Genomic DNA, 24923 nt, shown 5'->3' on the forward strand with positions numbered 1-24923 from the left:
AGGCCGTCATGACGCTCGCTCCCTTCGGTACCCGCCTCGCCGCCTCCCTGGAGGCCCGGGGCCGGCTCTGCGTGGGCATCGACCCGCACGCCTCGCTGCTCACCGCCTGGGGCCTGAACGACGACATCGCCGGTCTGGAGACCTTCAGCCGCACGGTGGTCGAGGCGCTGGCCGGTGAGGTGGCGGTGCTCAAGCCGCAGGCCGCGTTCTTCGAGCGGTTCGGCTCCCGGGGCATCGCGGTGCTGGAGCGGACCGTCACCGAGGCCCGCGAGGCCGGCGCGCTGGTGCTGATGGACGCCAAGCGCGGCGACATCGGCTCCACCATGGCCGCCTACGCGGAGACCTTCCTGTCGCCGGACCGGGCGCTGTTCTCGGACGCGCTGACCGTCTCGCCGTACCTGGGCTTCGGCTCGCTGCAGCCGGCCGTGGACCTGGCGAAGGCGAACGGCTGCGGCCTGTTCGCGCTGGCGCTCACCTCCAACCCCGAGGGCCACGAGGTCCAGCGGGCCGTCGGCGCCGACGGGCTGACGGTGGCCCAGGGCGTGCTGAACCGGCTGAAGGCGGAGAACGCGGGCGCCGAGCCGCTCGGCTCCTTCGGCGCGGTGGTCGGCGCCACCCTGGCCGAGGCCGGGGCGGACCTGGCGATCAACGGCGCGCTGCTGGCCCCCGGGGTCGGCGCCCAGGGGGCGACGGCGGCCGACCTGCCGCGGGTGTTCGGCGACTCGGTCGGGAACGTCCTGCCCAGCGTGAGCCGGGACGTGCTCAAGCACGGGCCCTCGGTGGCGGCCCTGCGGGCGGCCTCGGAGCGCTTCGTCGAGGAGATCGCCGCCGTGGTGAAGTGACGCAGTTCATGACGGGCGCCCTGTGAGGCGCGTCACAGCGGCCCGGCGGATGGGTCGTCAGGGCGGCTGATTTGCCCGGAAAAGTCCTGGTCGACCTTGGCTGACCAGGACTTTTCGTGTTCTTTTCCTGACGTGCGGCCTCAAGTTGGGTAGTGTCCGGCGAGAGGTCACCGAGGGGCGGCGGAACCGTTGCTCTCGCAGGTCAGAGCCGTGAGGTTCTGCGCTCGGTGCGCTTCGAAGGCACCACCCAGTCATAGCTCATTTCCTTCCATCTACACCTGAGGTGAACGGCGTGGCTCTTCCGCCCCTTACCCCTGAACAGCGCACCGCCGCGCTCGCGAAGGCTGCCGAAGCCCGTCGGAAGCGCGCCGATGTGAAGAACAAGCTGAAGCACTCCGGTGCCTCGCTGCACGACGTGATCAAGGCGGGCAAGGCCGACGACGAGGTCATCGGCAAGATGAAGGTCTCCGCACTGCTGGAGTCCATGCCCGGCGTCGGCAAGGTCCGCGCCAAGCAGATCATGGAGCGCCTGGGGATCTCCGAGAGCCGCCGCGTCCGCGGGCTCGGAACGAACCAGATCGCTTCGCTGGAGCGGGAGTTCGGCTCCACCGCCTCCTGACCTCGGCCGAAAGCCGACCCGGTGGTCCCCGGATCGTCCGCGATCCGGGATAATCGGTGCATGAGTGAACGTCCGCGGCTGACCGTGCTCTCCGGCCCTTCGGGGGTCGGCAAGAGCACGGTCGTCGCTCATCTGAGGAAGCAGCACCCCGAGCTCTGGCTCTCGGTGTCGGTCACCACCCGGCACCCGCGGCCCGGCGAGAAGAACGGGGTCCACTACTACTTCGTCGACAACGACGAGTTCGAGAAGCTGGTCGCCAACGGCGAACTGCTGGAGTGGGCCGTGTTCGCCGGGAACCGCTACGGCACCCCGCGCGCGGCCGTGCTGGAGAAGCTGGCGAGCGGGAAGCCGGTCCTGCTGGAGATCGACCTCCAGGGCGCCCGGCAGGTCCGGGAGTCGATGCCCGAGGCCCAGCTGGTCTTCCTCGGCCCGCCGAGCTGGGAGGAGCTGGTCCGCCGGCTCACCGGCCGCGGCACCGAGCCGCAGGACGTGATCGACCGCCGGCTGGAGGCCGCCAAGGTCGAGCTCGCGGCCGAGCCGGAGTTCGACACCACGCTGGTCAACCACTCCGTCGAGCAGGTCTCGGCCGAACTGCTACGGTTGCTCGGTGTAGCCTGAGCAGACAGTTCTGCTCAGGATTTGTTTCTTCTTTCGGAAGGTTTTCGCGTGTCCTCTTCCATGACCGCGCCCGAGGGCATCATCAACCCGCCGATCGACGAGCTGCTCGAGGCGACCGACTCGAAGTACAGCCTGGTCATCTACGCCGCCAAGCGCGCGCGTCAGATCAACGCGTACTACTCGCAGCTCGGTGAGGGCCTGCTCGAGTACGTCGGCCCGCTCGTCGACACCCACGTGCACGAGAAGCCGCTGTCGATCGCGCTGCGCGAGATCAACGCGGGCATGCTGACGGCCGAGGCCGTCGAGGCCGCCTGAGTCTCCCGGTACGTCACCGCAGGGCCCGTCGGAGCTGATGCTCCGACGGGCCCTGCGGCGTTCCCGGGGGCTCGCGCGGTGTGTCGCGGGCCATGGTGCGACGGGCTTCTGATGGGTCGTAGGGTGGGGCTCGTCCCCGCCCGACCGGCAGAGAGAGCCACCGCGATGAACGCCAGCCCGCCCAGTGTCGTCCTCGGCGTGAGCGGCGGCATCGCCGCGTACAAGGCGTGCGAGCTGCTGCGCCGGTTCACCGAGTCCGGCCACGCCGTGACCGTGGTGCCGACCGCCGCCGCGCTGCACTTCGTCGGCGAGGCCACCTGGGCCGCCCTCTCCGGCCGGCCGGCCGCCACCGAGACCTGGGAGCGGGTGCACGAGGTCCCGCACGTGCGGATCGGCCAGCAGGCCGACCTGGTGGTGGTGGCCCCGGCCACCGCCGACCTGATGGCCAAGGCCGCCCATGGCCTGGCCGATGACCTGCTCACCAACACCCTGCTCACCGCCCGCTGCCCGGTGGTGCTGGCCCCCGCCATGCACACCGAGATGTGGGAGCACCCGGCCACCCAGGAGAACGTGGCCACCCTGCGCCGCCGCGGCGTCATCGTGCTGGAGCCCGCCGTCGGCCGGCTCACCGGCAAGGACACCGGCAAGGGCCGGCTGCCCGAGCCGGCCGCGATCTTCGAGGCCTGTCGCCGGGTGCTGGAGCGCGGCGGCCTGGAGGCCGACCTGACCGGCCGTCACGTGGTGGTCTCGGCCGGCGGCACCCGCGAGCCGCTGGACCCGGTGCGCTACCTGGGCAACCTCTCCTCCGGCAAGCAGGGCTACGCGCTGGCCACCACCGCCGCCGCCCGCGGCGCCCGGGTCACCCTGCTCTCCGCCAACGCCACCCTGCCGGACCCGGCGGGGGTGGACGTGGTGCACGTCTCCACCGCGCTGGAGCTGCGGGACGCCGCGCTGAAGGCGGTGGCCGACGCCGACGCCGTGGTGATGGCGGCCGCGGTGGCCGACTTCCGCCCGGCCGAGTACGCCACCGGGAAGATCAAGAAGGTGGACGGGCAGGATCCCGCGCCGGTCGCCCTGGTGCGCAACCCCGACATCCTGGCCGAGCTCTCCGCCCACCGGGCCCGCCCGGGCCAGGTGGTGGTCGGCTTCGCCGCCGAGACCGACGACGTGCTCGCCAACGGGCGGGCCAAGCTGGCGCGCAAGGGCTGCGACCTCCTGGTCGTCAACGAAGTGGGCGGCGGTAAGGCTTTCGGTCAGGACACCAATGCGGCGGTTCTGCTGAGCGCGGACGGAACCGAGACCGAGATCGCCGACGGGCCCAAGGAATCGCTGGCCGACGCGGTCTGGGACGCGGTCGGGGCCCGCTTGGGCTGAGCTGGAGGCGTGGTCGAATACGTCTCAATCTTTGAGGGGGGAGTGCCGCCACCTGGTAGCGGACCGTTACACTCGCGGAATCAAAGTCTTTCCGGATGTCCGGACACCCGGGCATTCAGTCAGCAGCCGCTGCAACCCCAGGGAGCGCTGTGTCTCGCCGCCTGTTCACCTCGGAGTCCGTCACCGAGGGGCACCCCGACAAGATCGCTGACCAGATCAGCGACACCATCCTGGACGCGCTCCTCGCGGCCGACCCCACCTCGCGGGTCGCCGTCGAGACGCTGATCACCACCGGCCTCGTGCACATCGCCGGTGAGGTCACCACCAAGGCGTACGCGCCGATCGCGCAGCTCGTCCGGGAGAAGATCCTGGAGATCGGCTACGACTCCTCGAAGAAGGGCTTCGACGGCGCTTCCTGCGGCGTCTCGGTCTCGATCGGCGCGCAGTCGCCCGACATCGCGCAGGGCGTCGACACCGCGTACGAGGCCCGGGTCGAGGGTGACGAGGACGACCTCGACAAGCAGGGCGCCGGCGACCAGGGTCTGATGTTCGGCTACGCGAGCGACGAGACCCCCGAGCTGATGCCGCTGCCGATCACCCTGGCGCACCGGCTCTCCAAGCGGCTCTCCGAGGTGCGCAAGAACGGCCAGATCCCGTACCTGCGTCCCGACGGCAAGACCCAGGTCACCATCGAGTACGACGGTGACAAGGCCGTCCGCCTCGACACCGTGGTGGTCTCCTCGCAGCACGCCAGCGACATCGACCTGGACTCGCTGCTGACCCCGGACATCCGCGAGTTCGTCGTGGAGCCGGAGCTCAAGCGGCTGGCCGAGGACGGCATCAAGCTGGTGACCGAGGGCTACCGCCTGCTGGTGAACCCGACCGGGCGCTTCGAGATCGGCGGCCCGATGGGCGACGCCGGCCTCACCGGCCGCAAGATCATCATCGACACCTACGGCGGCATGGCCCGTCACGGTGGCGGCGCCTTCTCCGGCAAGGACCCGTCCAAGGTGGACCGCTCGGCCGCCTACGCGATGCGCTGGGTCGCCAAGAACATCGTCGCCGCGGGCCTGGCCTCGCGCGCCGAGGTCCAGGTCGCGTACGCGATCGGCAAGGCCGAGCCGGTCGGCCTGTTCGTGGAGACCTTCGGCACCGAGACTGTCCCGGTGCTGAAGATCCAGGCCGCGGTCTCCGAGGTCTTCGACCTCCGCCCGGCCGCGATCATCCGCGACCTCGACCTGCTGCGCCCGATCTACGCGAAGACCGCCGCGTACGGCCACTTCGGCCGCGACGACGCTGACTTCACCTGGGAGCGGACCGACCGGGTCGAGCAGCTGAAGAAGGCCGTCAGCGCCTGACGCTTCTCCTCGGAGCGGCGGTCACCCCTCGCGGGGTGGCCGCCGCTTCGTCGTGTCGTCGGTGCGGTCTGGTAGATGTGGGGAACGATGAGCAGCACAGACGACGGCAGCACAGACAACGGCGCTGTGGCCGGCACCGGGGAGCAGCTGGCCTTCATCCGGGACACGGTCCGCAGGGCCAAGCCCCGGACGTGGCGCGGCGCGCAGCTGGCCGAGCAGCTGCCGGTGGCCCGGGTGGTGGTGGACAAGGGGCTGCTCAGCCTGGACAAGTTCTTCGACTACGCGGTGCCCGCCAACCTGGCGGACGAGGCCCAGCCCGGCGTCCGGGTCCGGGTCCGCTTCGGCGCCCGGGTCGGGACCAACGGGCGGCGCGAGGGCGGTGAGCTCCACGACGGCTTCGTGGTGGCCCGGCTGGAGCACTCCGACTTCCCCGGCGTGCTGGCCCCGCTGGCCCAGGTGCTGTCCCCGGAGCGGGTGCTGACGCCCGCTCTGCTACGGCTGTGCCGCACCGTCGCCGACCGCTACGCGGGCTCGCTGGCCGACGTGCTCCAGCTGGCGGTGCCGCCGCGGCACGCCCAGGCCGAGGCGGAGGCCTCGCCGGAGCCGCTGCCCGCACCGCCGTTCCCCTCGGCGGAGAGCTGGGCCCGGTACGAGGAGGGCCCGGAGTACCTGACGGCCCTTCGGGACGGGGTGGCCCCGCGCGCGGTCTGGACGGCGCTGCCCGGGCCCGACTGGCCGGGGGAGATCGCCCGCGCGGTGGCCGCCACCCTGGCCGGGGGCCGCGGTGCGCTGGTGGTGCTGCCCGAGGGCCGCTCGGTGGCCCGGGTGGACGAGGCGCTCACGGCGCTGCTCGGCGATGGCCGGCACGTCGCGCTGGCCGCCGACCTCGGGCCGCGCGAGCGGTACCGGCGCTGGCTGTCCGTCAGCCGGGGCTCGGTGCGAGCGGTGATCGGGACCAGGGCCGCGATGTTCGCCCCGGTGCGTGACCTCGGGCTGGTGGTGGTGTGGAACGACGGCGACGGCAACCACAGCGACCAGCGCGCCCCGCACCCGCACGTGCGCGAGGTGGCGCTGCTGCGGGCGGCGGAGGAGAAGGCCGGGGTGCTGCTCGGCGGGCTGTCGATGACGGTGGAGGCGGCGCAGCTGCTCTCCACCGGGTGGGCCCGGCCGCTGGCGGCGCCGCGGGCGGTGGTGCGTGCGACGGCTCCGCGGGTGCGGACCGTGACCGACCAGGACCAGGGGCGGGACGAGGCCGCGCAGTTCGCCCGGCTGCCGAGGCCGGCCTGGGAGGCGGCCCGGGACGCGCTGGCGCACGGGCCGGTGCTGATCCAGGTGCCCCGGCGCGGCTACGTGCCCAGGCTGGCCTGCGGGCGGTGCCGGACTCCCGCGCGCTGCCGGACGTGTGAGGGACCGTTGGCGGCGGGCGCGGCCGGGGCGGCGCTGAGCTGTGCCTGGTGCGGGCGGGAGGAGCCGGACTGGCACTGCGTGGAGTGCGGCTCGTTCCGGCTGCGGGCGCAGGTGGTCGGGGCGGGGCGGACCGCGGAGGAGCTGGGCAAGGCCTTCCCCCGGGTGCCGGTGCGCACGTCCGGGCGGGATTCGGTGCTGTCGGTGGTGTCGGGGGAGCCCGCGCTGGTGATCTCCACGCCGGGGGCCGAGCCGGTGGCCGAGGGCGGGTACGCGGCGGCGCTGCTGCTGGACGGCTGGGCGCTGCTCGGCCGTCCCGACCTGCGGGCGGGCGAGGAGGCGCTGCGGCTGTGGATGGCGGCGGCGGGGCTGGTGCGGCCGGCGGAGGAGGGCGGTGCCGTGGTGGTGGTCGCCGAGCCGACCGCCCGGCCGGTGCAGGCGCTGGTGCGCTGGGACCCGGCCGGGCACGCGGGGTTGGAGCTGGCGGAACGGGCCCAGCTGCACTTCCCGCCCGTCTCCCGGATGGCCTCGGTGACCGGCTCCGCGCAGGCGGTCGAGGACCTGCTCGGGCTGATCCGCCTGCCGGAGGGCGCGGACGTGCTGGGGCCCGTACCGGCTTCGGGCGGGCGGGGCGTCGAGCTGGAGCGGGCGCTGCTGCGGGTGGCGCCCGGTCAGGGGGCCGCGCTGGCGGCCGCGCTGAAGGCGGCTCAGATCGCCCGGGTGGCGCTGCGGCCGCCGGACTCGGTGAAGATCCGGGTCGATCCGCTCGACATCGGCTGAGGCTCCTTGAACCCTCGGGCGAGCAGGTGGACGGCGAGGGCGAGCTCCCAGGCGAGGACCGGGAGGGCGGCGAGCGAGCCGGCGGCCGAGACCTGCTGGTACGCGCCGAACAGGACGGCGACGGCGGAGGCGAGGATCAGCGGGCCGCCGAGCAGGCCGAGGACGGTGATCGGGCGGGGGAGCAGCCGGGCCCGGTGGAGCGCGTACGCCAGCACGGTGGTGTTGAGGCCGAGGGCGACGTTCGGACCGAGCAGGAAGGTCCTGGCGTGGAGGGCGGTGAGCAGCTCGCGGGCGGGGCCGGGCTGCTGAGGGAGCGTCACCAGGGTGAGCACGGCCAGGATGCCGACGGCGATCACCGCGCCTTCGAGCAGCCGTCCGGCGAGGTAGGCGTGGGCGGCCGCCGCGCTGCGCCTGCTGAGCACCGGGTGGAGCGCGGTGGCGGTGCCGACCACGGCGGTGACCAGGACGATCTCGGCGAGGGCGCCGGACAGCGCGCGCTGTCCGGCGCCCTCCCGGCCGTCCAGCAGCGGTTGGTAGAGCAACAGGCCCGCGACGGCGGCGACTTCGGTGAGCAGGAACAGTGCGCCGGTGATGACGGCGGTCTTCCGGTCTTGGTGCATGACGGCCCCCTCGACGAGGTGTACGGCGTACACCTGCTGATGGCCCGTCACGGTAGGCGTACGCCGTACACTCAGTCAAGCGGCGCTGATGAGAGGGGTGGTGCGGGGTGGCCGGTGCGGGGCGGCGGGAGTCGTTGAACCGGGGGCGGGTGCTGGCGGCGGCGGTCGAGCTGGCGGACGCGATCGGGATCGACGCGCTGAGCATGCGGCGGCTGGCCCAGGAGCTCGGCGTGGTGCCGATGGCGCTCTACAAGCACGTCGCCAACAAGGAGCAGCTGCTGGACGGCATGGTCGACGCGGTGCTCGCCGAGATCGACCCGGTGGGGGAGGGGCCCTGGCGGGGGGTGGTGCGGGCGCGGGTGCTCTCGGCCCGGGCGGCGCTGCTGCGGCACCCCTGGGCGGCGCGGGTGATCGAGACCCGGCCGGTGCCGACGGCGGCCGTGCTGGCGTACCTCGACGCGATGGCGGGCGCGTTCCGGGGCGGGGGGCTGTCGGTGCAGCTGACGCACCATGTGATGCACGCGATGGGGAGCCGGCTGCTGGGCTTCAGCCAGGAGCTGTTCCAGGCTTCGGGCGGCTCCGGGCCGCCGCCGGCCGCGTTCGTCGAGGCCTTCCCCCGGCTCGCGGAGCTGGCGGGGGGCGGTCATGACGAAGCGTCGGTGGTCGGCGGCGGGTGCGACGACCAGTTCGAGTTCGAGTTCGCGCTGGACCTGCTGCTGGAGGGCTTCGCCCGGCTGCACGAGGCGGGCTGGGCTCCGCCGGTGCGGGGGTAGGGTCGGTGGCCGTGGAGCTGCGCAGGCGCGAGGCGTCGAGGGTGCTGCTGGTCGACGAGGCCGAGCGGCTGTTGCTGCTGCGCGGGGGCGACCCCCGCCGGGCGGGCCACCGGTGGTGGTTCACCGTCGGCGGCGGGGTGGACCGGGGAGAGGGTCATCTCGGCGCCGCCGTGCGGGAGTTGCGGGAGGAGACCACACTGGCGCTGCCCGCCGGGCGGTTCGGCCCGGTGGCCTGGACCCGGCGGGCGTTCTTCACCTACGACGGGCAGGCCTACGACCAGCGCGAGGAGTACCGGCTGGTGAGGATCACCGCCGCCGAGGCCGGGCGGATCCGCGTCGACTCGACGGAGGCCACCCACGGCCACCACTGGTGGACCCTCGACGAGCTCGCGGCCACCGAGGAGACCGTCTACCCCGAGCGGATGGCCGTGCCGCTCGCCGAGCTGCTCCGCGCGGGGCCGCCCGAACTGCCCTTGCACCTGGGCGACTTCACCGAAGGGGTCGATCCGGAGTGACCGGGAACATGCACTGGACCGACGCCGTCAAGGCCTTCACCCGAATCCTCCGGACCCACGGGCTCGACCCGGACGCGGTGGTGGACGTGGGGCGGGCGTGGGAGGCGTTCCGGGAGTTCGTCCAGCTGCCACTGGGTGGGGTCGCGCCGGTGGAGGAGGACGGCGACGGCTTCATCGTCCAGTGGGGGCGGTGGAGTTGGGACGACGGGCAGCCGTCGCTGGGCTTCACCCGGCAGGTGGGGGTCTGGGAGGAGGGCGAGGTGGAGCTCTGGGGCGTGGAGCTCACGCTGTACTACGGCGAGGACCCGGCCTGGGCTGGTCTCGGGTCCCTGGCCTGGAACGACAGCATGGGGTTCGACTTCGACCCGATCGGCCCCGAGCGATCCGTGGCACTGGACGGGATCGCGGCGTTCGTCGCGACGATCCCGGAGGTCCGTGCGCTCTGGCAGGCCGTCCCGGTGTCGAGCGCGCTCAAGATGGAGCGGGCCGGCTGAGGGTGCTGCCGGGCGACCTCGGAAGTCTGATCCGGCCCATCCGCGCACGAGGAGGCGTTGCGTTCAGGGGGTCAGGTCGATGACTCGGACGGGCTCGCCCTTCCAGCGGGACGGGTCCACGGTGGCGACGACCGCGCCGTCGGGACGGTCCGGCGTGGGGGATGCGGCGTAGCGGGTGTGGGCCTGCGCCCACGTCGTGTCCGTGGCGACGGCCATGGCGGCGGGGAGGTCCAGCTCGAGGACGGTGACGGCCGGAAGGGCCGCGAGGTGAGCGGCGGTGCCGGGGCGTTCGCGGTCCGCCTCGACCAGTGCGCAGGCAGGTGCGTAGAGGTACCAGCCCGGCTCGGTGTGCGCGCGGTGGATCAGGCGTGACGCGAGGAGGTTTCCGCGGTCGGCGGCGACCATGGCCGTGTCGTCGAGGACGACGTGCAGGCCGGTCACCGGAGCTCGGCCTGCGCCAGGCGGCGGTCGAGCTCGGCGTCGAGGCGATCGGTGTCGGTGGTGTCGGGGTCGTAGCCGTTCCAGGCCTGGAGCTGTTGCCGGGCCTGCTCGGCGCGCTCGGCGCGCTCGGCGGGGGTCAGAACGGTTTCGGCCAGGCGGGCGAGGTAGGCCCGTAGGGAGAGGTGCTCGGCGGCGGCGACCTCGGCAAGACGGTCGCGAGCCTCGGCGGGGATGCGGACGTTGGCGTCGGCCATGGGGCCTCCTCGGGATCGACTCCGGGACGGCGGTGCGTACCTGTGGGCCATTGTAGCGGGTACGGCTGCGTACCCGTACCCGGCTGAGAGGCTGCGGTGTTGATGGCGGTGTCAGGTGGCGAGGCACAGGGCAGCGGCGACCGGGGTGGTCGTGCGTTGGTCGCCGCAGGTGCATCGGGTGCTCAGGTGAGGGCGAAGGCCGTGTAGCGGACGGCCTCCGGGGTGCGAGCGGCGGTGGCGACGGCGAGGGTGCGGGTCAGCCACTGGTAGCGGGGGTCGCCGGACTCGAAGCGGCAGAAGAGGCGGAAGTAGTAGGCGGTGGAGGGGACTTGGTGGCCGGCGGCGAGGGCGGCGAGGATCTCGGGTGGGCCGGTGCGCAGGCCGGTGGTGGTGAGGTGGAGGTGGGCGCCGTCGTCGGTGTGCAGGGTGTAGCGGGTGTCGATGGCGATGGTGCCGTCCGGGTGGAGGAGCTGCCAGTCCGCGCCGCCGGGGAGGATCTCGCCGCGCAGGCCGGGGCCGGTGAAGCGGCCGCCGGTGATCGGGACGATGCGGCGGTGGCCCTGGGGGGAGGGGCCGAGGTCGAGCGGGGTGGCGACCTGGACGGTGAAGTCGGCGAGGGGTTCGAGGTTCATGCTGAGGTGCTCCGGGTGAGGGCTACTGCGGGACGGTCCAGGAGGGGCGGGAGTTGAGGACGGCCGGGTCGAAGCCGGCGGTGCGCTTGTAGGCCTCGGCGATGGCGGTGCGTTCGGCGAGCGGGACGACGGCCTCGATGTCCTCGAAGCCGAGCGGTGCGCGTTCGTGGGCGAGTCGCATGACCACCTCGGGGCCCTGCTGCCGGTTGGCGAGCTGGAGGGCGGTGGTGGCGGGGCGCCGGTTCTCCTCGTACGCGGTGGTGGAGCCGGTGGTGGCGAGGGAGTGGGCGAGGGCGCGGGCGTCCAGGATGGCCTGGGAGGCGCCGTTGGAGCCCACCGGGTACATCGCGTGGGCGGCGTCGCCGAGCAGGACGACGCCGTCCGCGCTCCAGGAGGCGAGCGGCTCGCGGTCGACCATGGGGTACTCGTAGACGGCCTCGGCGCCGGTGATCAGGGCGGGGACGTCCAGCCAGTCGAAGCGCCAGTCGGCGAAGTGGGCGGCGACGGCGGCCGGTTCTGCCGGGCGGTTCCAGTTGCCGCGGTCGGGGGCCTCGCCGGCCAGGGGCTGTTCGGCGATCCAGTTGACGCGGGTGCCGTCGCCGATCGGGTACGCGACGAACTTCTGGGTGCCGTCGCCCGCCATGATCATCGAACGGCCCGTCAGGAAGGGCGGGGCGACGGTGGTGCCGCGCCAGAGGACCAGGCCGTTCCACGGGGGCGCGCCCTCGCCGGGGTTGAGGGCGGCCCGGACGGTGGAGTGGATGCCGTCGGCGCCGATGAGGAGGTCGGAGTCGTGCTCGAGGGTGGCGATGCGGCTGCCGGTGCGGACGGCGTCGGCGCCGAGGCGTTCCCGGACGGCGTCGAGGAGGAGCATCTGGAGCTCGCCGCGGTGGACGGAGTACTGCGGCCAGCGGTAGCCGGCGGCGAGGCCGCGGGGCTCGGACCAGACGGGCCGCCCGAAGCGGTTGAAGTAGGCGAGTTCGGCGGTCGGGACCGCCATCGCGGCGAGGCGGTCGGCGAGGCCGAGTTCGGTCAACTCGCGGACGGCGTGCGGCAGGAGGTTGATGCCGACGCCGAGCGGGCGGATCTCGGGGGCGGCCTCGTGGACGGTGAGGTCGGTGAGGCCGGCGGCGTGCAGGCTGAGGGCGGTGGCGAGGCCGCCGATGCCGGCGCCGGCGATGGTGATGCGCACGTGCTTCGCTCCTTCGGAGAATGTTATGGCCGTAACAATCTCCTGTCGGAGCCGTCCGCGCAAGACCTGTCGGCTGTCGGAGGGCTGCTGCATGATCGGTGGCGGAGGTGGCAGGCGTGGATGGTGGCGCTGATGAGGTGGAGGGCCTGGTCTCCGACGGGCTCGCGGTCCTGCGGGCGCTCGAACGAGCCCTCGGCCGGAGGTACTCGGACCGGACACCGGTGTGGGCGGAGCTCGGCTTCCCGGTGGTCGAGCGGGGGAGGTACGCGATCTTCCCCCTGGCGGTGGTTCCGTCGGCGGGGAGCGGCGAGCGGGCGGCGGCGCTGCGGCTGGCGGAGCTGAGGCACGGTCTGCAACGCGCCTGCGTGCACTTCTACGGCGGCGACGACTTCCACGCGGAGCTGGAGCTCGACGTCGGGGAGGGGTACGGGCGCAAGCTCGTCGAGGCCGGAGCCGTCGCCGCCGGGCCGTGCCTGTGGCGCATCGAGCGGTTCGGGGTGGTGCTCGCGCACGTGGTCGACCGGGAGCGGGCACGGGAGACCCTGGCCCTGCACATCGTCCCCGTCGACTGGGTCCACTACCGCCCGATCGGTACGGGGACGAAGCGCGAGGCGTCGCGCCACCGACGGACCGTCAGAGAGCGGGACGCCGCCGACGTGGTGTGGTCGTGGCCGCCCGTCGGCCCGGGGAGTGAGGCCATGAGGGCCGGTGGATCACCGGAGCCGGGATGAGCGAGACTCGGGGCGTGGAGAGCACTGATCGTCCGGACCTCAGGTACGCCGAGTTCGCCCGGGAGCGGTTGGCGGGGATGCCGCCGCCGGCCGATCCGGAGGCGTTCGCGCTGGCGCACCACCTGCTGCACCTGTCGTACCTGGTGGTGGCCGACCTGGAGAGCCGGATCCACCGGCCGCGGGGGTGGACGCTGCCGGGGTTCCGGCTGATGTTCAAGCTGTGGCTGCTCGGGCCGACGCAGCCCGCCCGGCTGGCGGAGCTGTCGGCGATGTCGCGGTCGGCGGTGACCAACGCCGTCAACACGCTGGAGCGGGACGGGCTGGTGGAGCGGCGGCCGCTGCCGGAGGACAGGCGGGCGGTCACGGTGGCGCTGACGGAGGCGGGGGAGGCGGCGGTCCAGGAGGCCTTCGGCGAGCAGACCCGGCGGGAGCAGGAGTGGTTCGCCGGGCTGGACGACGATGAACGGGCCGTGCTCACACGGCTGTTGGGCCGGATCCTGGCCGCCCGGCCCGAGGGGGCCTGAGCCTGCGGGGATGGGCCGGGACCTCGGGCCTGGCGACCGGACCTCCGGGCTCCGTCACCCGACGGGCGGGCAGGCCGAGCCGTTCTCGGCGCCGGGCCGGGCCGGACCGCGATCGGCTGGATCGGCCGGGAGGGGTGTGCCGCGCCGCCGGGCACGGTTGGTGTCACTCGTCGAACCAGACGACCAGGCGGACGGCGTCCTCGCCGTGGACGTCCGCGAGGGTGCGCATGGTTGACCAGACGGGTTGCCAGGGGCCGTCGGTGGGGACGGCGTCGCGGCGGAGGGCGCGTTCGGCGCGGAAGAGGGTGCGGCCGGTGTCCCATTCGGTGCCCTCGGGCCAGAGGTCGGGGATGCGCGCCGGGTCGGTGGTGAGGGTGTCGATGCCGCTGACGTGGGCGAAGCCTCGGCTCCAGTCGTCGCGGTGGCGGCGTTCGAGGGTGCCGTCGGGGAGGCGGCGGTAGCGGGTGATGTGGGTGGCGCGGGGGAGGGCGGGCTCGTCCCAGTCGATGGCGAGGACCTCGGGCCAGGTGAGCCAGGTGGCGCCGAAGGCGGCTTCGCCCCAGGCGGCGTGGGCGGTGCGGGTGGTCTCCGAGGCGTCGGCGGGCAGGCCGCGGCCGGCGGCGACCGGGCGCCAGTGGTGGTCGATGTCGCGGACGCCGAAGAGGCAGGGGAAGCCCGCGTAGTCCCTGGTCATGCCGAGCATGGAGAGCTCGATGGCGGCGAACCAGGCCCGCTGGTCGTAGGCGAGGCCCGGGCCCCAGGTGTGGCACTCCAGGTAGCCGTGAATGTCTGTTCCCACGGCTGCGACCCTGCCCGGGCGGGCGGCGGGTCGGCAAGCGGATTGCCGTTCGCGGCCGAGCCGGCGTCGCGCTCGCGTCGCGTTCGCGGGTGATGTCCATCGCTTCGTGAGGCGTGCACGATCCGGCGCGGGACCACCAGCCCTGCCGGGACGGCCGCCCTCTCAGGACGTGGCGCGCAGGTGGCGGAGGCTCTGCCGGAGGTAGCCGCGGGGGTTGGTGTCGAGGTGGCGGGCCCAGGCCGGGGCCGGGTCGCCGCGCAGGAGGGTCCAGCGGGCGAGGGCGTAGCCGTACTGCTCCTGGGAGAGGTAGCCGAGGCGGCTCCTGGTCACCCGGTCGCCGTCGGTGACGCGCGTGAAGACGGAGTTGGCGTTGAAGACGCCGAAGCCGAAGTACACCGTGAGCAGGTCGGTGAGCTCCTCCCCGTCCGGGGCGTCCCAACTCAGGCGGCCGGTGTCGAGCAGGGCGACGTGGCCGAGCTCGTGCGCGATGGTGGCCACCAGGGAGACCGGACGGCGGGCCTGGGCGCGGTCGATGCTCACCACCGGGCGGCCGGTGGCGTCCCGGCGGAAGTGTCCCGCTGCGCCGCGGCTTTCGATGGTGGCCCCGATGGCCGCCGCCAACTGGCGCTCGGCGTCCGCCTCTTCGCTGTCCTCCACCTCGACGACCAGCCGCTCCGGATCGACCTCGAAGCGGTCGCAGAACCGCCGCACCAGCCCCCGGATCTCCTGCGGCGTCCCGCCGAACGTCCCCGGAAACTCCTCGGCCGTCGGCAGGACCGGTGCCCGCAGTGCCGGCGCCGTGCCGAACTCCGCTTCCAACCAGGCCAACGACCGGTCCAGCCAGGACCGTTCGGTCTCCCCGACCGGGCACTTCACTCGTCCGAACATCTGCTCCCCCGTTGCGTGTGCCGTGCCACCCAGAATGGCCCGGTGGAGAGGCACCGGCGATGCGGAGCGCCCCCTGAAGGCACTGAACATGCTGCCGTTCCTGAACAGGAGGCGCCGGTGGTGTGGACCCGGCCGGTGGTCAGGGGTGGGTGAGGAGGGAGCTGCGGCGGGACAGGGCCCAGGTGCGTTCGGCTTCGATGTCGGGGACGAAGTCGCGGTGCAGGAAGGTGGCCCAGGGGTCGGTGCCGGTGGGGCCGAGGCGGGTGATGCGGGTGGTCTCCTCGCGCTGGAGGTCGGCGAGGGTGTCGAGGACGGTGGCCGGGGTGGCGCCGTAGGCGGTGCAGAGGAGGTGGAGGCGGCGGGCTAGGGGTGCGCCGAAGGGGCCGAAGCCGGCCCGGCGTTGGCGTTCGAGGGTGCGCAACGGGACGGTGTACCAGGCGAGTTGGGCGAGGTCCTGGAGGGGTGTGCCGGGGAGGGCGAGGTCCCAGTCGATGACGCCGGTGAGACGGCCGTCGGACCAGACCGTGTTCCAGGGGGTGAGGTCGCCGTGACGGATGATCAGGCCGGGGCGCCACCGGGCGCCGGGGTCGCACCAGACGGCGTCCGGCGGGGGACGGAAGTCGCGGACGGCCTCGTGGTAGTCGCGGAGCCAGTGGCCGAGGGCGGTGATGCCCTCGTCGGTGCGGAGGGCCTCGGGCCAGGGGGAGAGGCCGACCTCGCCGGGGAGGAAGGAGAGCACCTCCTCGCCGAAGTCGGCGCTGCCGCCGAGGACGCGCGGGGCGCCGGTGAAGCCGGCGTTCTCCAGGTGGCGGAGCAGCTCGTGCACGGCGGGGGTCCAGTCCCGCCAGGGGCGGCGGACGGTGTCGCCCTGGCGCCGGACGAGGGAGAGGCCGCCCTGCATCGATTCGCCGTCCTGGATCACGGTGGGAGCCTACGCCGTGCGGGCGCCGCCGTGGACGGAGGGCTGACGGGCCGTCGCGGTGCCGAGTTCGTGGATGAGGCGGCGGTAGGTCGCGAAGGCGGGCTTGGGGGAGTAGTCGTCGTGGAGCAGGCCGAAGTGGTGGAAGAGGCCGCCCGCGTGGCTGTCGGCGTCGCGCAGGGAGAAGAGGGAGTAGCCGTCGACGTTGAGGGTGGCGGCGGAGGCGGCGACGGTGCGGATGACGGTTTCGAGGGTGGCGGCCTGCTGGGCTTCGCTGCGGCCGGGGCCGGTGGGCCAGCCGTTCTCGCAGACGCGGATCGGGACGGTGTCGGGGATGCCCGCCTGCGGGAGGCTGGTGCGGCGGAAGCCGGTGAGCACGGCGCCCACGGCGGCGGCGAGTTGGCCGGCCGGGATCGGGCGGAAGACGTCGGGGAAGAAGTCCAGGCCGACGTAGTCGAGGCTCGGCCGGAAGCGCGGCTCGGTGTCGGCGAGGGCGCCGAGGTCGGGCCAGAAGGTGTCGGCCGGGTCGAAGGTCGGGACGGCGTTGAAGCCGACGGCGACGGGGTGGTCGAGGGCGTCGGCCTCCTGGCGGGCGGCGAGGACGCCTTGGACGAGGGCGTTCAGGACGTTGGGCCGGCTGCCGTCGACGGTGGGGAGGTCGAGGTTGGGCTCCTCGCAGATCTGGACGGAGGCCAGGTGCGGGCCGCCGGTGCGGACGGCGTCGCGGACGAACTCCGCCCAGCCGTCCAACTCGCCGGAGGGTTCGCGGAATTGGAGGACCAGGTCGAGGGTGCGGCCGTCGCCGAGGTAGCGGTGCGGGTCGGCCGGGGTGGGGACCGTCTCGGGGGTCGTGGTGGCGGCGAAGGAGCGGTAGGCCCGGACGGAGAGGGTGCGGGCGTCGCCCTGTAGTTCGGCCAGGGCGGCGGTGATGTGCTCGGGGGAGTCCGGGGTGGCCGGGTGGATGATGCCGCGCTCGTCACCGAGCATCCCGCCGGGGTAGATGCCGAAGGTCAGGGTCGTCATGGAGGCCTCCAGAATTTTGGTGTCACACCAAATTTGTGGTGACACTACCATGGGGGCCATGGGCCTTCGAGAGACCAAGAAGCGGCAGACCCGGACGGCCATCGCCGACGCGGCGCTGGGGCTGTTCCTGGAGCGCGGCTTCGACCGGGTGACGGTGGCGGAGGTGGCGCGGCAGGCGGGGGTGTCCACCAACACGGTGTTCAACTACTTCCCGGCCAAGGAGGACCTCTTCTTCGACCGGCAGGAGGAGGTGGAGGGCCGGCTCGCCGCGCTGGTGCGCGACCGGGCGCCGGGCGCGTGTCCGGTGGCCGTCGTCCGGGACGACCTGCTCGAGGCGCTGCGGCGGGACGATCCGATGCTCGGACTCCAGTCCGGTGCGGCCGCGTTCTGGGAGGTGGTGCTGGAGAGTCCGGCGCTGCGCGCCCGGGAGCGGGAGATCGGCGAGCACGTCGAGGCGGCACTGGCGCGGGCCCTGACGGAGCGTCCGGTGGGGGCGCCGTACCGGGAGGGCGCAACGGCGGCGGCCGTCCTGGCGGGCGCGGTGGCCGGGGTGCACCGGGCGGCACTGGGGGAGCTACGGCGGATGGTCATGGCGGGAGAGGTTCCCGGGCGTGCGCGGGACGAGGTGTTGGGCGTGGCGCGGCAGGGGTTCGACCTGCTCTGCACCGGGCTGCACGGCGAAGGTGACCCGGCGTCACACGGACACGGGTAGGGGCGCAGTGATCACCGGCGGGCCCTGCGGAAACCGGTGGTCCGCCGGTGATCACTGCGCCAGACTCCCGGGATGAGCGGCAACCGGATCATCCATCGCACCGCGGACGGCGTCCGCATCCCCGGCACCTGGCGGCACGTCTTCATCTGCAACGGCGGCCAGTACTTCCTCACCGACCTCTTCGTCTACGCGGACGGGCTCGTCGACTGCTGGGGCCTGGTCACGTTCGAGGAGTTCGAGGAGAAGCTGCGCACCGGCTGGGTGGCCACCACCCTCCCGGAGGGTGGCGAGGCGTCCGCGCACGAGCTGGCCGACTGGACGTTCGGCGAGCCGGAGAGCTGGCTCACGCCCGAGGAGCTCGCCGCCGAAGTCAGGGACACCATCGAGGAGTTGAACGGGCGGCCCGACTCGACAGGCCGCTGCCTGGCCGCCGTCGACGCCTTCCTCGCCGACCGGACCGAGGAGAACCGGGCAGTGGCCCGCGCCGCGTACCTGGCGATCCCGGTGACGCAGCGCCACTTCGCCCTGGGCGACATGGACGCCAAGGACTGGCCGCTGCGCGTCCTGGTGTCCGGGCCGGGCGGCCGGGTCTTCGTGGAGTCCGGTGAGGTGATCACGCAGCAGGGCTACGACAGGGCCGTCGCGTACTTCGAGGACCGGGCCCGTTGGCGGGCCGAACGGGCGCAGGCCCTCCCCGCGGACGGACCGGTGCGGTCGTACGCGCCGGCCGTCCAGCTCGGCCACTGGTTCCCGCGCGAGCCGCAGGCCGATCCCGGCAAGCTCGGCCTGCGCCACGACTACCCCGCTCCGATCACGGTCGCGGACGCGGTCCACCCGTCCGCCGCGCACGCCTACTGGGCGCTGTCGGCCGCCGATCCCGACGACCGGCGGGCGATCTCGGCTGCGGGGAGCGCCGCCGCCGCACGCACGCTCGCGGGCGGGGTGGCCCGTCGCGAGGGCTGGGAGGGTGTCCGAACCGCCGTCATGACGAGCCTGCTGCGCGCCAAGTACGACCAGCACCCCGGGCTGGCCGAGATCCTGCTGGCGACGGGCGACGCCACGGTGATCTACGACGACATGGACTCGGAGTACTGGGGTGACAACACCGGCCGGGGCCGCAACTGGTCGGGGCGGCTGCTCGAACTCGTGCGCTCGGAGCTCCGGTTGCGGCGATCGGGGATCCTCGCGGAGTGAGGCCGGGAGGCCTGGCTGGACCTCACCACCGTACGGGGATGCTCCGGGCGACGAGGCGGCGGTAGGCGCGGGCTGCGGGGGTGGTGGGCGCGATGAGGTGGTGGGGGTCGGGGAAGGCCGGGCTGCCCGCGGTCGGGGGGTGGGGGCCCGGGCCGAAGGCGTTGCCCTGGAGGCGGCCGGTGACCAGGCGGTGGCGGTGGTGGGGGAGCGGCCTGGGGCAGCCTGCGAGGGCCGGCCGCGGTTGACCTGGAACCACACCTCGCGGCCGTCGGCGAAGCGCAGGACGCTCTCGCGGAGGTCGTTCCGGTCGGTGCACACGGTCCAGGCCCGGCCGCCGGGGGCGTGGTGCGTGCGGAGGCGGTGCAGGAAGCGCGCCAGGTCGACGGCGGCGCCGAAGGGGATCAGCGCGTCGGCGTAGGGCTCGCCGCCGAGGAAGTGGAGCCGGAACTCCAGGCCGTACGGCCGCCCGTGGACCGTGCGGCGGACGGGGAGGGAGAAGGTGTCCGCGTCCTCGTGGCGCCAGTGGTGCTCGGGGCGGACGTGCCGGAGCAGGTGCTCGTAGGAGAGTCCGCCCTGACCGGCCGTCAGGCCCGGGATGCGGTCGGCCGAGCCGTGCAGCAGGTAGAGGCACATCAGGTCGACCGGATGGGTCTCGTGGGCCGGCCGGCCGAGGAGCCCGTCGGAGAAGGCGTCGCGCACGGGGCGCCGCCTCAGAAGCTGCGGACGATGAACCAGATGGCGGTCCCCGTGACCGCCAGGCCCCCGCCGATCGTGACGGTGCGGCCGAGGCCTTCGTGGACGTACTCGGCGAGGAGGTTGCCGGTCAACGCGATCAACGGCGTGCCGATGACGAGCAGAGCGATGCCGATCACGTGGTAGATCATCATGGGAGCCCCCCGGAACGATCACCCGAGTGGTGATCCGGAGGCAAGATCGTAGAGCGGTGCGGCACGCGGGGAAAGCGGGTTGCCGAGGGGGTCGGCGGAACCGTGCGGCGGGGGCGGGGCGTCTCCGGGCGGAACAGGTGATCAAGGTCGGACGGTGGGAGTGCCCGTGGCGGGTGTGGTGACGGAGACGGTGGCGGGCAGCGCTCCGCCGGTGGCGGCCGGGAGGCGGCGCGGGGCGTGGTGGCGGGTGGGGTACGTGCTCTGCGGGCTGGTGGCGCTGCCGGCGCTGGTGCTGGGGGCGGTGCGGCTCGGGGGCTTCGACGACGGGACGTACTGGGCGGTGCCGATGGCCACGCTGCCGTACGCCGCGCTCGGGGCGGTGCTGGGGGCGGCCGGGCTGCTGGGGCTGCGGGCGTGGCGGACGGCGGTGCCGGCGGTGCTGCTGGTGGCGGTCCAAGTGGCCTGGTTCGCACCGCGGTTGGTTGCGGACGCCGGTGCGGCTCCGGCGGAGGCGCCGCGGCTGCGGGTGGCGGTCAGCAACGCGTACATGGGGCAGATCGACCCGGCCGCGCTGGTCGGGCTGGTGCGGGACCAGCGGGTGGACGTGCTGGCCGCGGTGGAGCTGAACCCGGTGGCGGCCCGGCGCGTGGAGGCCGCGGGGCTGGCGGAGTTGATGCCCCATCGGATCGTCACCGGGGACACCGTGCTCTACTCCCGGACGCCGCTGACGCCCGTCGGGATCGGCACCACCGCCGGGGCGGCGGCCGCGGGCGAGGTGACGGTGGGCGGGAAGAGCGTGCGGGTGGTCCCCGTGCACACCTTCTACCCGATGGGCGACCCGGCCAAGTGGGCAGGCGGGATGCGGGAGTTGAAGGCGGAGGCGGCGCGGTCCCCCCGCAACACCGTGATGCTGGGGGACTTCAACGCGACCCTCGACCACGCGCCGATGCGCGAGCTGCTGGGCGTCGGACTGGCCGACACGCACGAGCAGTTGGGCAAGGGCCTGGTGCCGACCTGGCCGGAGGACTACCACGACCTGCCGGGGCTGCCGCCGGTGATCCAGATCGACCACGTGCTGCACGGGGAGGCACTGCGACCGGTGGCGGTGTCGGAGCACACCCTGAAGGGCACGGATCACCGGGCAGTGGTGGCGGAGTTGGCCCTGACGGGCTGAGGGCGGCTGGGAGAGGGAGAAAGCACTCTTCTGGCCACTACCAACTTATAGCGCGAGGGGGGCCTTGTGGCAAGGCCCCCCTGATGCCCCACAATCGCAGGCCGAAGCCAGAACCTGCGCAAATGGGAGATTCGCGAGTTGCACACCTCTATGTCGGAATCCGGTTCGCGCACCGCCGAGAGCGCCTTCGACCTGCCGGACCGTCTGGCCGCCAAGGCCGACCCGGCTCTGACCGCAGCCGACGAGCGGCACTTCGCCGCCATCGCGACCAGTCTGGAGGAGACCGTCGCCGAGCTGACCGAGCAGCTCGACTCCGCCCGCAAGGCCCCCGGCGGGGCCGGCCGGGCCGCCATGGACCGCGACATCGAGGTGCACCGCCTCGCCGGGCGGCTGCGCGCGCTGGGCCGCTTCGGACTCGACCTGTGCCTGGGCCACGTGGTGGAGGAGGCCACTGGCGAGGCGGTGTACATCGGCCGCCTCGGCCTGACCGACGCCGACGGCCGCCGCCTGCTGGTGGACTGGCGCTCCCCGGCGGCCGAGCCGTTCTTCGCCGCCACCCACGCCAACCCGATGGGCCTGGCCAGCCGCCGCCGCTACCGCTGGACCCGGGGCCGGATCACCGACTACTGGGACGAGGTCTTCACCGCCGAGGGCCTGGAGGGCCGGGCCGCGCTGGACGACCAGTCCGCCTTCATCGCCAGCCTCGGCAGCACCCGCTCGCCGAAGATGCGCGACGTGCTGGCCACCATCCAGTCCGACCAGGACGCGGTGATCCGGGCCGGCTCGCGCGGCGCCCTGGTGGTGGACGGCGGGCCCGGCACCGGAAAGACCGTGGTCGCCCTGCACCGCTCCGCCTACCTGCTGTACGCCGACCCCAGGCTCGGCCACCGCCGGGGCGGGGTGCTGTTCGTCGGCCCGCACCAGCCGTACCTGAACTACGTCGCGGACGTGCTGCCCAGCCTCGGCGAGGAGGGCGTGCGGACCTGCACGCTGCGCGACCTGGTCCCCGAGGGTGCCGTGGCGCTGCCCGAGACCGACCCCGAGGTGGCCCGGCTGAAGTCCACCGTCGAGATGGTCGGGGCGATCGAGTCGGCCGTCCGGATCTACGAGGAGGCACCCACCGCGGGCATCCAGGTCTCCACCCACTGGGGCGAGTTCTGGCTGAACGCGCGGGACTGGGCGCAGGCCTTCGAGGCCGTCGAGCCCGGCACCCCGCACAACGAGGCGCGCGAGCAGATCTGGGACGAGCTGGTCGCCATCGTGCACGAGCAGCTGGACGAGGAGGCCGGGATCACCACCGAGCTGCTCTCCCGCTCGATGCGCCGGGACGCGGAGCTGGTCACCGCCTTCCACAAGGCCTGGCCGCTGATCGAGGCGGCCGACCTGGTCGGCGACCTCTGGGAGGTGCCCGCCTACCTGCGGCTGTGCGCGCCCTGGCTGGCCCCCGAGGAGGTCCGGGCGCTGCGCCGGGCCGACCCCCGGGCCTGGACCACCGCGGACCTGCCGCTGCTGGACGCCGCCCGGCACCGGCTCGGCGACCCGGAGGCCGAGCGCCTGAAGCGCCGTCAGCGGGCCGCCGTGGCCTCCGAGCGGGCCCGGATGGACGACGTGATCCGGGAGATGACCGGCGCCGACGACGACGGCGAGGGCGCCGTCACCATGCTGATGGGCCGTGACCTCCAGGACTCGCTGCTGGACTCGGGCGCGGTGCCGCAGGCCGCCGCCGAGCCGCTGACCGGTCCGTTCGCCCACGTGGTGGTGGACGAGGCGCAGGAGCTCAGCGACGCGGAGTGGCACATGCTGCTGCTGCGCTGCCCCTCCCGCAGCTTCACCGTGGTCGGTGACCGGGCGCAGGCCCGGCACGGCTTCGCCGAGAGCTGGCAGGAGCGGCTGGACCGGATCGGCCTGGACCGCGTCACGGTCACCTCCCTGACCGTCAACTACCGCACCCCGGAAGAGGTGATGGCCGAGGCCGAGCCGCAGATCCGGGCCGCCCTGCCGGACGCCAACGTCCCGCTCTCGATCCGCAGCAGCGGGCTGCCGGTCCGGCACGGGGCCGTCGCGGAGCTGGACCGGGTGGTGGAGGAGTGGCTGGCCGCCAACGCCGAGGGCACCGTCTGCGTGATCGGTGCGCCGCGCCACCGGCCGACGGACCCCCGGGTCCGGTCGCTCACCCCGACGCTCGCCAAGGGCCTGGAGTTCGACCTGGTCGTGGTGGTCGAGCCGGCCGCGTTCGGCGAGGGCGTCGAGGGGGCGGTGGACCGGTACGTGGCGATGACCCGGGCGACGAGGGAGTTGGTGGTGCTCGCCGGCTGACGGCCGGTCACCGGTCGCGGCCGGTGGGGTCTGTGCGGGGGCGGTGCCCCGCACGGACCCGGTGAGGCGTTCGGCAGGGTCCGGTACGGGGTCCGGAACGGCGCCGCGGGGCTGCCGTCAGCCGCGCAGCGGGACGCCCGGGTGCTCGGGGTGACGGGCCGGCGGGATGGCGGGCGGCAGGCTGCGGGTGAGCGGGTGCTCCTCGGCGGGGCGGACCGGGCGGGCCGGCGGGAGGCCGTCGGCCGGGCGTGCGTGCGGGAGGCCGTCGGCGGGCCGCGTGTGCGGGATGCCGTCGGCCGTGCGGGCGTGCGGAAGGTCCTCGGGCGGGCGGCTCGGGGAGGGCACGGTGGTGGCGAGCAGCTCGCCGGTGGGCCGCCGCATGCCGTAACGGCGGTGCACCGCCTGCTTGGTGACGCCGAGGGCCGAGCCCACCGAGTCCCAGGAGAAGCCCAGCGCGCGGTCGAACTCGACGGCCGCCGCCACCAGCGTCTCCACGCTCTCCCGCAGCTCCTGCGCCAGCCGTACGGTCGGCGCGGGGGCCCGGCCGTAGACCACGAACCCGGCGGAGGTGGAGGGCCGCCGGGGGCGGTAGACGTTGCCCAGCTGGGCGGTGAGGGTGCGCAGCGCGTCCACCTGGCGCCGGACCCGCTCGATGTCGCGCACCAGCAGGTGCAGGCTGGCCCGCGCCCGGGCGTCGTGGTTGATCTGCTCGGCCATGGCCTCTGCTGCCACCTTTCCCAACGTGCTGCTTCCGGCTGCGTCCGGGCGCCGGCCCCGGCCCGGGCCTGGGCGGCCCGGTCAATCCCACTTGACCAACGCCCGAGTGCGCCGCTGGTCACGCGACCGGTGCAGACGGGATATGCCAGAAACGCCGCCGAACGGGTGCGCCGGGATTGCATAGACTGGCCGCTGCCCGTGCCGACCGACCGTCAGGAGACCTCCCGCATGGCGATCCAGCCGATCCGGCTGTTCGGCGACCCGGTCCTGCGGGCCACCGCCAAGCCCGTCACCACCTTCGACAAGGAGCTGCGCCGGCTGGTCAAGGACCTCACCGACACCATGGTCGACGCGCCGGGCGCGGGCCTCGCCGCCCCTCAACTCGGCGTCTCCCTCCGGGTGTTCACCTACCGGGTGGACGGCGTGCTGGGTCACCTGGTCAACCCCGACCTGTCGCTCAGCGAGGAGGAGCAGGACGGCCCCGAGGGCTGCCTCTCGCTCCCCGGCCTGCGCTTCGACACCAAGCGCGCCTACGGCGTGGTGGCCAAGGGCTTCACCATGTACGGCGACCCGGTGACCATCGAGGGCACCGAGCTGCTCGCCCGCTGCATCCAGCACGAGACCGACCACCTGGACGGCGTGCTCTTCCTGGACCGTCTGGACCGCGAGCAGCGCAAGGCGGCGATGAAGGCGATCCGGGACGCCGACTGGGGACAGGGCCTGGTGCCCCGGGTGAAGGTCTCGCCGCACCCGACCTTCGGCTTCCCGCGCTGACGCACCGGCGCCGACGCCGCCGCGCCGGCGCACC

At 73.7% G+C, this 24923-nt stretch carries 28 protein-coding genes; 17 read left to right on the plus strand and 11 right to left on the minus strand.

Annotated features, from left to right (window positions below):
• The first annotated feature begins 8 nt into the window (after positions 1-8).
• The 7 genes from pyrF to ACWCYY_RS03300 all read left to right on the plus strand — a co-directional run bounded on the left by pyrF (position 9) and on the right by ACWCYY_RS03300 (position 7310).
• Positions 9-842 (plus strand): orotidine-5'-phosphate decarboxylase, encoded by an 834-nt coding sequence (pyrF, locus tag ACWCYY_RS03270; RefSeq protein WP_345283305.1) that lies wholly within the window; start codon positions 9-11, stop codon positions 840-842.
• A 292-nt stretch (positions 843-1134) separates the two neighbouring features.
• Positions 1135-1461, plus strand: coding sequence for an integration host factor, actinobacterial type (gene mihF / locus ACWCYY_RS03275; RefSeq protein ID WP_345283306.1), 327 nt, complete (start codon positions 1135-1137; stop codon positions 1459-1461).
• A 60-nt stretch (positions 1462-1521) separates the two neighbouring features.
• Positions 1522-2079, plus strand: coding sequence for a guanylate kinase (gmk, locus tag ACWCYY_RS03280; RefSeq protein WP_345283307.1), 558 nt, complete (start codon positions 1522-1524; stop codon positions 2077-2079).
• A gap of 48 nt (positions 2080-2127) precedes the next feature.
• On the plus strand, positions 2128-2394 hold the full coding sequence (gene rpoZ, locus ACWCYY_RS03285; protein WP_030056185.1) for a DNA-directed RNA polymerase subunit omega: 267 nt from the start codon (positions 2128-2130) through the stop codon (positions 2392-2394).
• A 165-nt stretch (positions 2395-2559) separates the two neighbouring features.
• Positions 2560-3768, plus strand: coding sequence for a bifunctional phosphopantothenoylcysteine decarboxylase/phosphopantothenate--cysteine ligase CoaBC (gene coaBC, locus ACWCYY_RS03290; protein WP_345283309.1), 1209 nt, complete (start codon positions 2560-2562; stop codon positions 3766-3768).
• 149 nt (positions 3769-3917) lie between these two features.
• Positions 3918-5126, plus strand: a complete 1209-nt coding sequence (gene metK / locus ACWCYY_RS03295; protein WP_449794925.1) for a methionine adenosyltransferase — start codon at positions 3918-3920, stop codon at positions 5124-5126.
• Between the two features lie 87 nt (positions 5127-5213).
• Positions 5214-7310, plus strand: a complete 2097-nt coding sequence (locus ACWCYY_RS03300; RefSeq protein ID WP_449794926.1) for a primosomal protein N' — start codon at positions 5214-5216, stop codon at positions 7308-7310.
• Here the strand turns inward: ACWCYY_RS03300 and ACWCYY_RS03305 are convergent.
• Positions 7238-7930: a DUF4386 domain-containing protein gene (locus tag ACWCYY_RS03305; protein WP_345283314.1), complete on the minus strand. Its 693-nt coding sequence runs from the start codon at positions 7928-7930 to the stop codon at positions 7238-7240. The two genes, ACWCYY_RS03300 and ACWCYY_RS03305, sit on opposite strands and share 73 nt — an antisense overlap.
• A 107-nt stretch (positions 7931-8037) precedes the next feature.
• On the opposite strand from ACWCYY_RS03305, the gene ACWCYY_RS03310 reads away from it, so the two are divergent.
• Genes ACWCYY_RS03310 through ACWCYY_RS03320 form a run of 3 tightly spaced genes read left to right on the plus strand, consistent with a single transcriptional unit; the run spans position 8038 to position 9712 of the window.
• The gene (locus ACWCYY_RS03310) at positions 8038-8703 is read left to right on the plus strand and encodes a TetR family transcriptional regulator (protein ID WP_449794927.1); all 666 of its coding nucleotides are present in this window, start codon (positions 8038-8040) and stop codon (positions 8701-8703) included.
• Positions 8704-8714: 11 nt separating this feature from the next.
• The gene (locus ACWCYY_RS03315; protein WP_449794928.1) at positions 8715-9218 is read left to right on the plus strand and encodes an NUDIX hydrolase; all 504 of its coding nucleotides are present in this window, start codon (positions 8715-8717) and stop codon (positions 9216-9218) included.
• A complete protein-coding gene (locus tag ACWCYY_RS03320; RefSeq protein ID WP_380150331.1) occupies positions 9215-9712 on the plus strand; it encodes a hypothetical protein in 498 nt (165 codons plus the stop codon). The genes ACWCYY_RS03315 and ACWCYY_RS03320 overlap by 4 nt, the downstream gene beginning before the upstream one ends.
• Before the next feature lie 63 nt (positions 9713-9775).
• Here the strand turns inward: ACWCYY_RS03320 and ACWCYY_RS03325 are convergent, their stop codons facing one another.
• The 4 genes from ACWCYY_RS03325 to ACWCYY_RS03340 all read right to left on the minus strand — a co-directional run bounded on the left by ACWCYY_RS03325 (position 9776) and on the right by ACWCYY_RS03340 (position 12231).
• Positions 9776-10144, minus strand: coding sequence for a hypothetical protein (locus tag ACWCYY_RS03325; protein WP_449795118.1), 369 nt, complete (start codon positions 10142-10144; stop codon positions 9776-9778).
• 5 nt (positions 10145-10149) lie between these two features.
• Positions 10150-10407 carry a hypothetical protein gene (locus tag ACWCYY_RS03330; RefSeq protein WP_345283319.1) on the minus strand — a complete coding sequence of 86 codons (258 nt, stop codon included), beginning with the start codon at positions 10405-10407 and terminating at the stop codon, positions 10150-10152.
• Positions 10408-10589: 182 nt separating this feature from the next.
• Positions 10590-11039, minus strand: coding sequence for a DUF3237 domain-containing protein (locus ACWCYY_RS03335; protein WP_449794929.1), 450 nt, complete (start codon positions 11037-11039; stop codon positions 10590-10592).
• Between the two features lie 22 nt (positions 11040-11061).
• Positions 11062-12231, minus strand: coding sequence for a flavin-dependent oxidoreductase (locus ACWCYY_RS03340; RefSeq protein ID WP_449794930.1), 1170 nt, complete (start codon positions 12229-12231; stop codon positions 11062-11064).
• Positions 12232-12347: 116 nt separating this feature from the next.
• On the opposite strand from ACWCYY_RS03340, the gene ACWCYY_RS03345 reads away from it, so the two are divergent.
• Both ACWCYY_RS03345 and ACWCYY_RS03350 read left to right on the plus strand, forming a co-directional pair.
• Positions 12348-12962, plus strand: a complete 615-nt coding sequence (locus tag ACWCYY_RS03345) for a hypothetical protein (RefSeq protein WP_449794931.1) — start codon at positions 12348-12350, stop codon at positions 12960-12962.
• Between the two features lie 14 nt (positions 12963-12976).
• Entirely contained in the window at positions 12977-13486 is a 510-nt protein-coding gene (locus ACWCYY_RS03350; protein WP_380150330.1) for a MarR family winged helix-turn-helix transcriptional regulator, read from the plus strand.
• Positions 13487-13649: 163 nt separating this feature from the next.
• Here the strand turns inward: ACWCYY_RS03350 and ACWCYY_RS03355 are convergent, their stop codons facing one another.
• The 4 genes from ACWCYY_RS03355 to ACWCYY_RS03370 all read right to left on the minus strand — a co-directional run bounded on the left by ACWCYY_RS03355 (position 13650) and on the right by ACWCYY_RS03370 (position 17115).
• Positions 13650-14285 (minus strand): hypothetical protein, encoded by a 636-nt coding sequence (locus ACWCYY_RS03355; protein WP_449794932.1) that lies wholly within the window; start codon positions 14283-14285, stop codon positions 13650-13652.
• 162 nt (positions 14286-14447) lie between these two features.
• Positions 14448-15173, minus strand: a complete 726-nt coding sequence (locus ACWCYY_RS03360; RefSeq protein WP_449794933.1) for a hypothetical protein — start codon at positions 15171-15173, stop codon at positions 14448-14450.
• 139 nt (positions 15174-15312) lie between these two features.
• Positions 15313-16095 (minus strand): aminoglycoside phosphotransferase family protein, encoded by a 783-nt coding sequence (locus ACWCYY_RS03365; protein WP_449794934.1) that lies wholly within the window; start codon positions 16093-16095, stop codon positions 15313-15315.
• A 9-nt stretch (positions 16096-16104) separates the two neighbouring features.
• Positions 16105-17115, minus strand: coding sequence for a hypothetical protein (locus ACWCYY_RS03370; protein ID WP_449794935.1), 1011 nt, complete (start codon positions 17113-17115; stop codon positions 16105-16107).
• 58 nt (positions 17116-17173) lie between these two features.
• Here ACWCYY_RS03370 and ACWCYY_RS03375 point away from each other — a divergent pair, with 58 nt between their 5' ends.
• Together ACWCYY_RS03375 and ACWCYY_RS03380 are read left to right on the plus strand one after the other, a co-directional pair.
• Positions 17174-17827, plus strand: a complete 654-nt coding sequence (locus ACWCYY_RS03375; RefSeq protein ID WP_449794936.1) for a TetR/AcrR family transcriptional regulator — start codon at positions 17174-17176, stop codon at positions 17825-17827.
• Between the two features lie 72 nt (positions 17828-17899).
• Positions 17900-19021 (plus strand): DUF7638 domain-containing protein, encoded by a 1122-nt coding sequence (locus ACWCYY_RS03380; RefSeq protein WP_449794937.1) that lies wholly within the window; start codon positions 17900-17902, stop codon positions 19019-19021.
• Between the two features lie 710 nt (positions 19022-19731).
• On the opposite strand, the gene ACWCYY_RS03385 is transcribed toward ACWCYY_RS03380, so the two are convergent.
• Positions 19732-19908: a hypothetical protein gene (locus tag ACWCYY_RS03385; protein ID WP_345283256.1), complete on the minus strand. Its 177-nt coding sequence runs from the start codon at positions 19906-19908 to the stop codon at positions 19732-19734.
• Positions 19909-20062: 154 nt separating this feature from the next.
• Between ACWCYY_RS03385 and ACWCYY_RS03390 the strand changes: the two genes are divergently transcribed.
• Together ACWCYY_RS03390 and helR are read left to right on the plus strand one after the other, a co-directional pair.
• Entirely contained in the window at positions 20063-21082 is a 1020-nt protein-coding gene (locus ACWCYY_RS03390) for an endonuclease/exonuclease/phosphatase family protein (protein ID WP_449794938.1), read from the plus strand.
• A 150-nt stretch (positions 21083-21232) separates the two neighbouring features.
• Positions 21233-23398: an RNA polymerase recycling motor ATPase HelR gene (gene helR / locus ACWCYY_RS03395; RefSeq protein WP_449794939.1), complete on the plus strand. Its 2166-nt coding sequence runs from the start codon at positions 21233-21235 to the stop codon at positions 23396-23398.
• Between the two features lie 117 nt (positions 23399-23515).
• On the opposite strand, the gene ACWCYY_RS03400 is transcribed toward helR, so the two are convergent.
• Positions 23516-24115: a hypothetical protein gene (locus ACWCYY_RS03400; RefSeq protein WP_345283283.1), complete on the minus strand. Its 600-nt coding sequence runs from the start codon at positions 24113-24115 to the stop codon at positions 23516-23518.
• 228 nt (positions 24116-24343) lie between these two features.
• On the opposite strand from ACWCYY_RS03400, the gene def reads away from it, so the two are divergent.
• On the plus strand, positions 24344-24889 hold the full coding sequence (gene def / locus ACWCYY_RS03405; protein ID WP_345283260.1) for a peptide deformylase: 546 nt from the start codon (positions 24344-24346) through the stop codon (positions 24887-24889).
• Positions 24890-24923 lie beyond the last annotated feature (34 nt).

It is taken from the genome of Kitasatospora sp. NPDC001664, assembly GCF_053596675.1.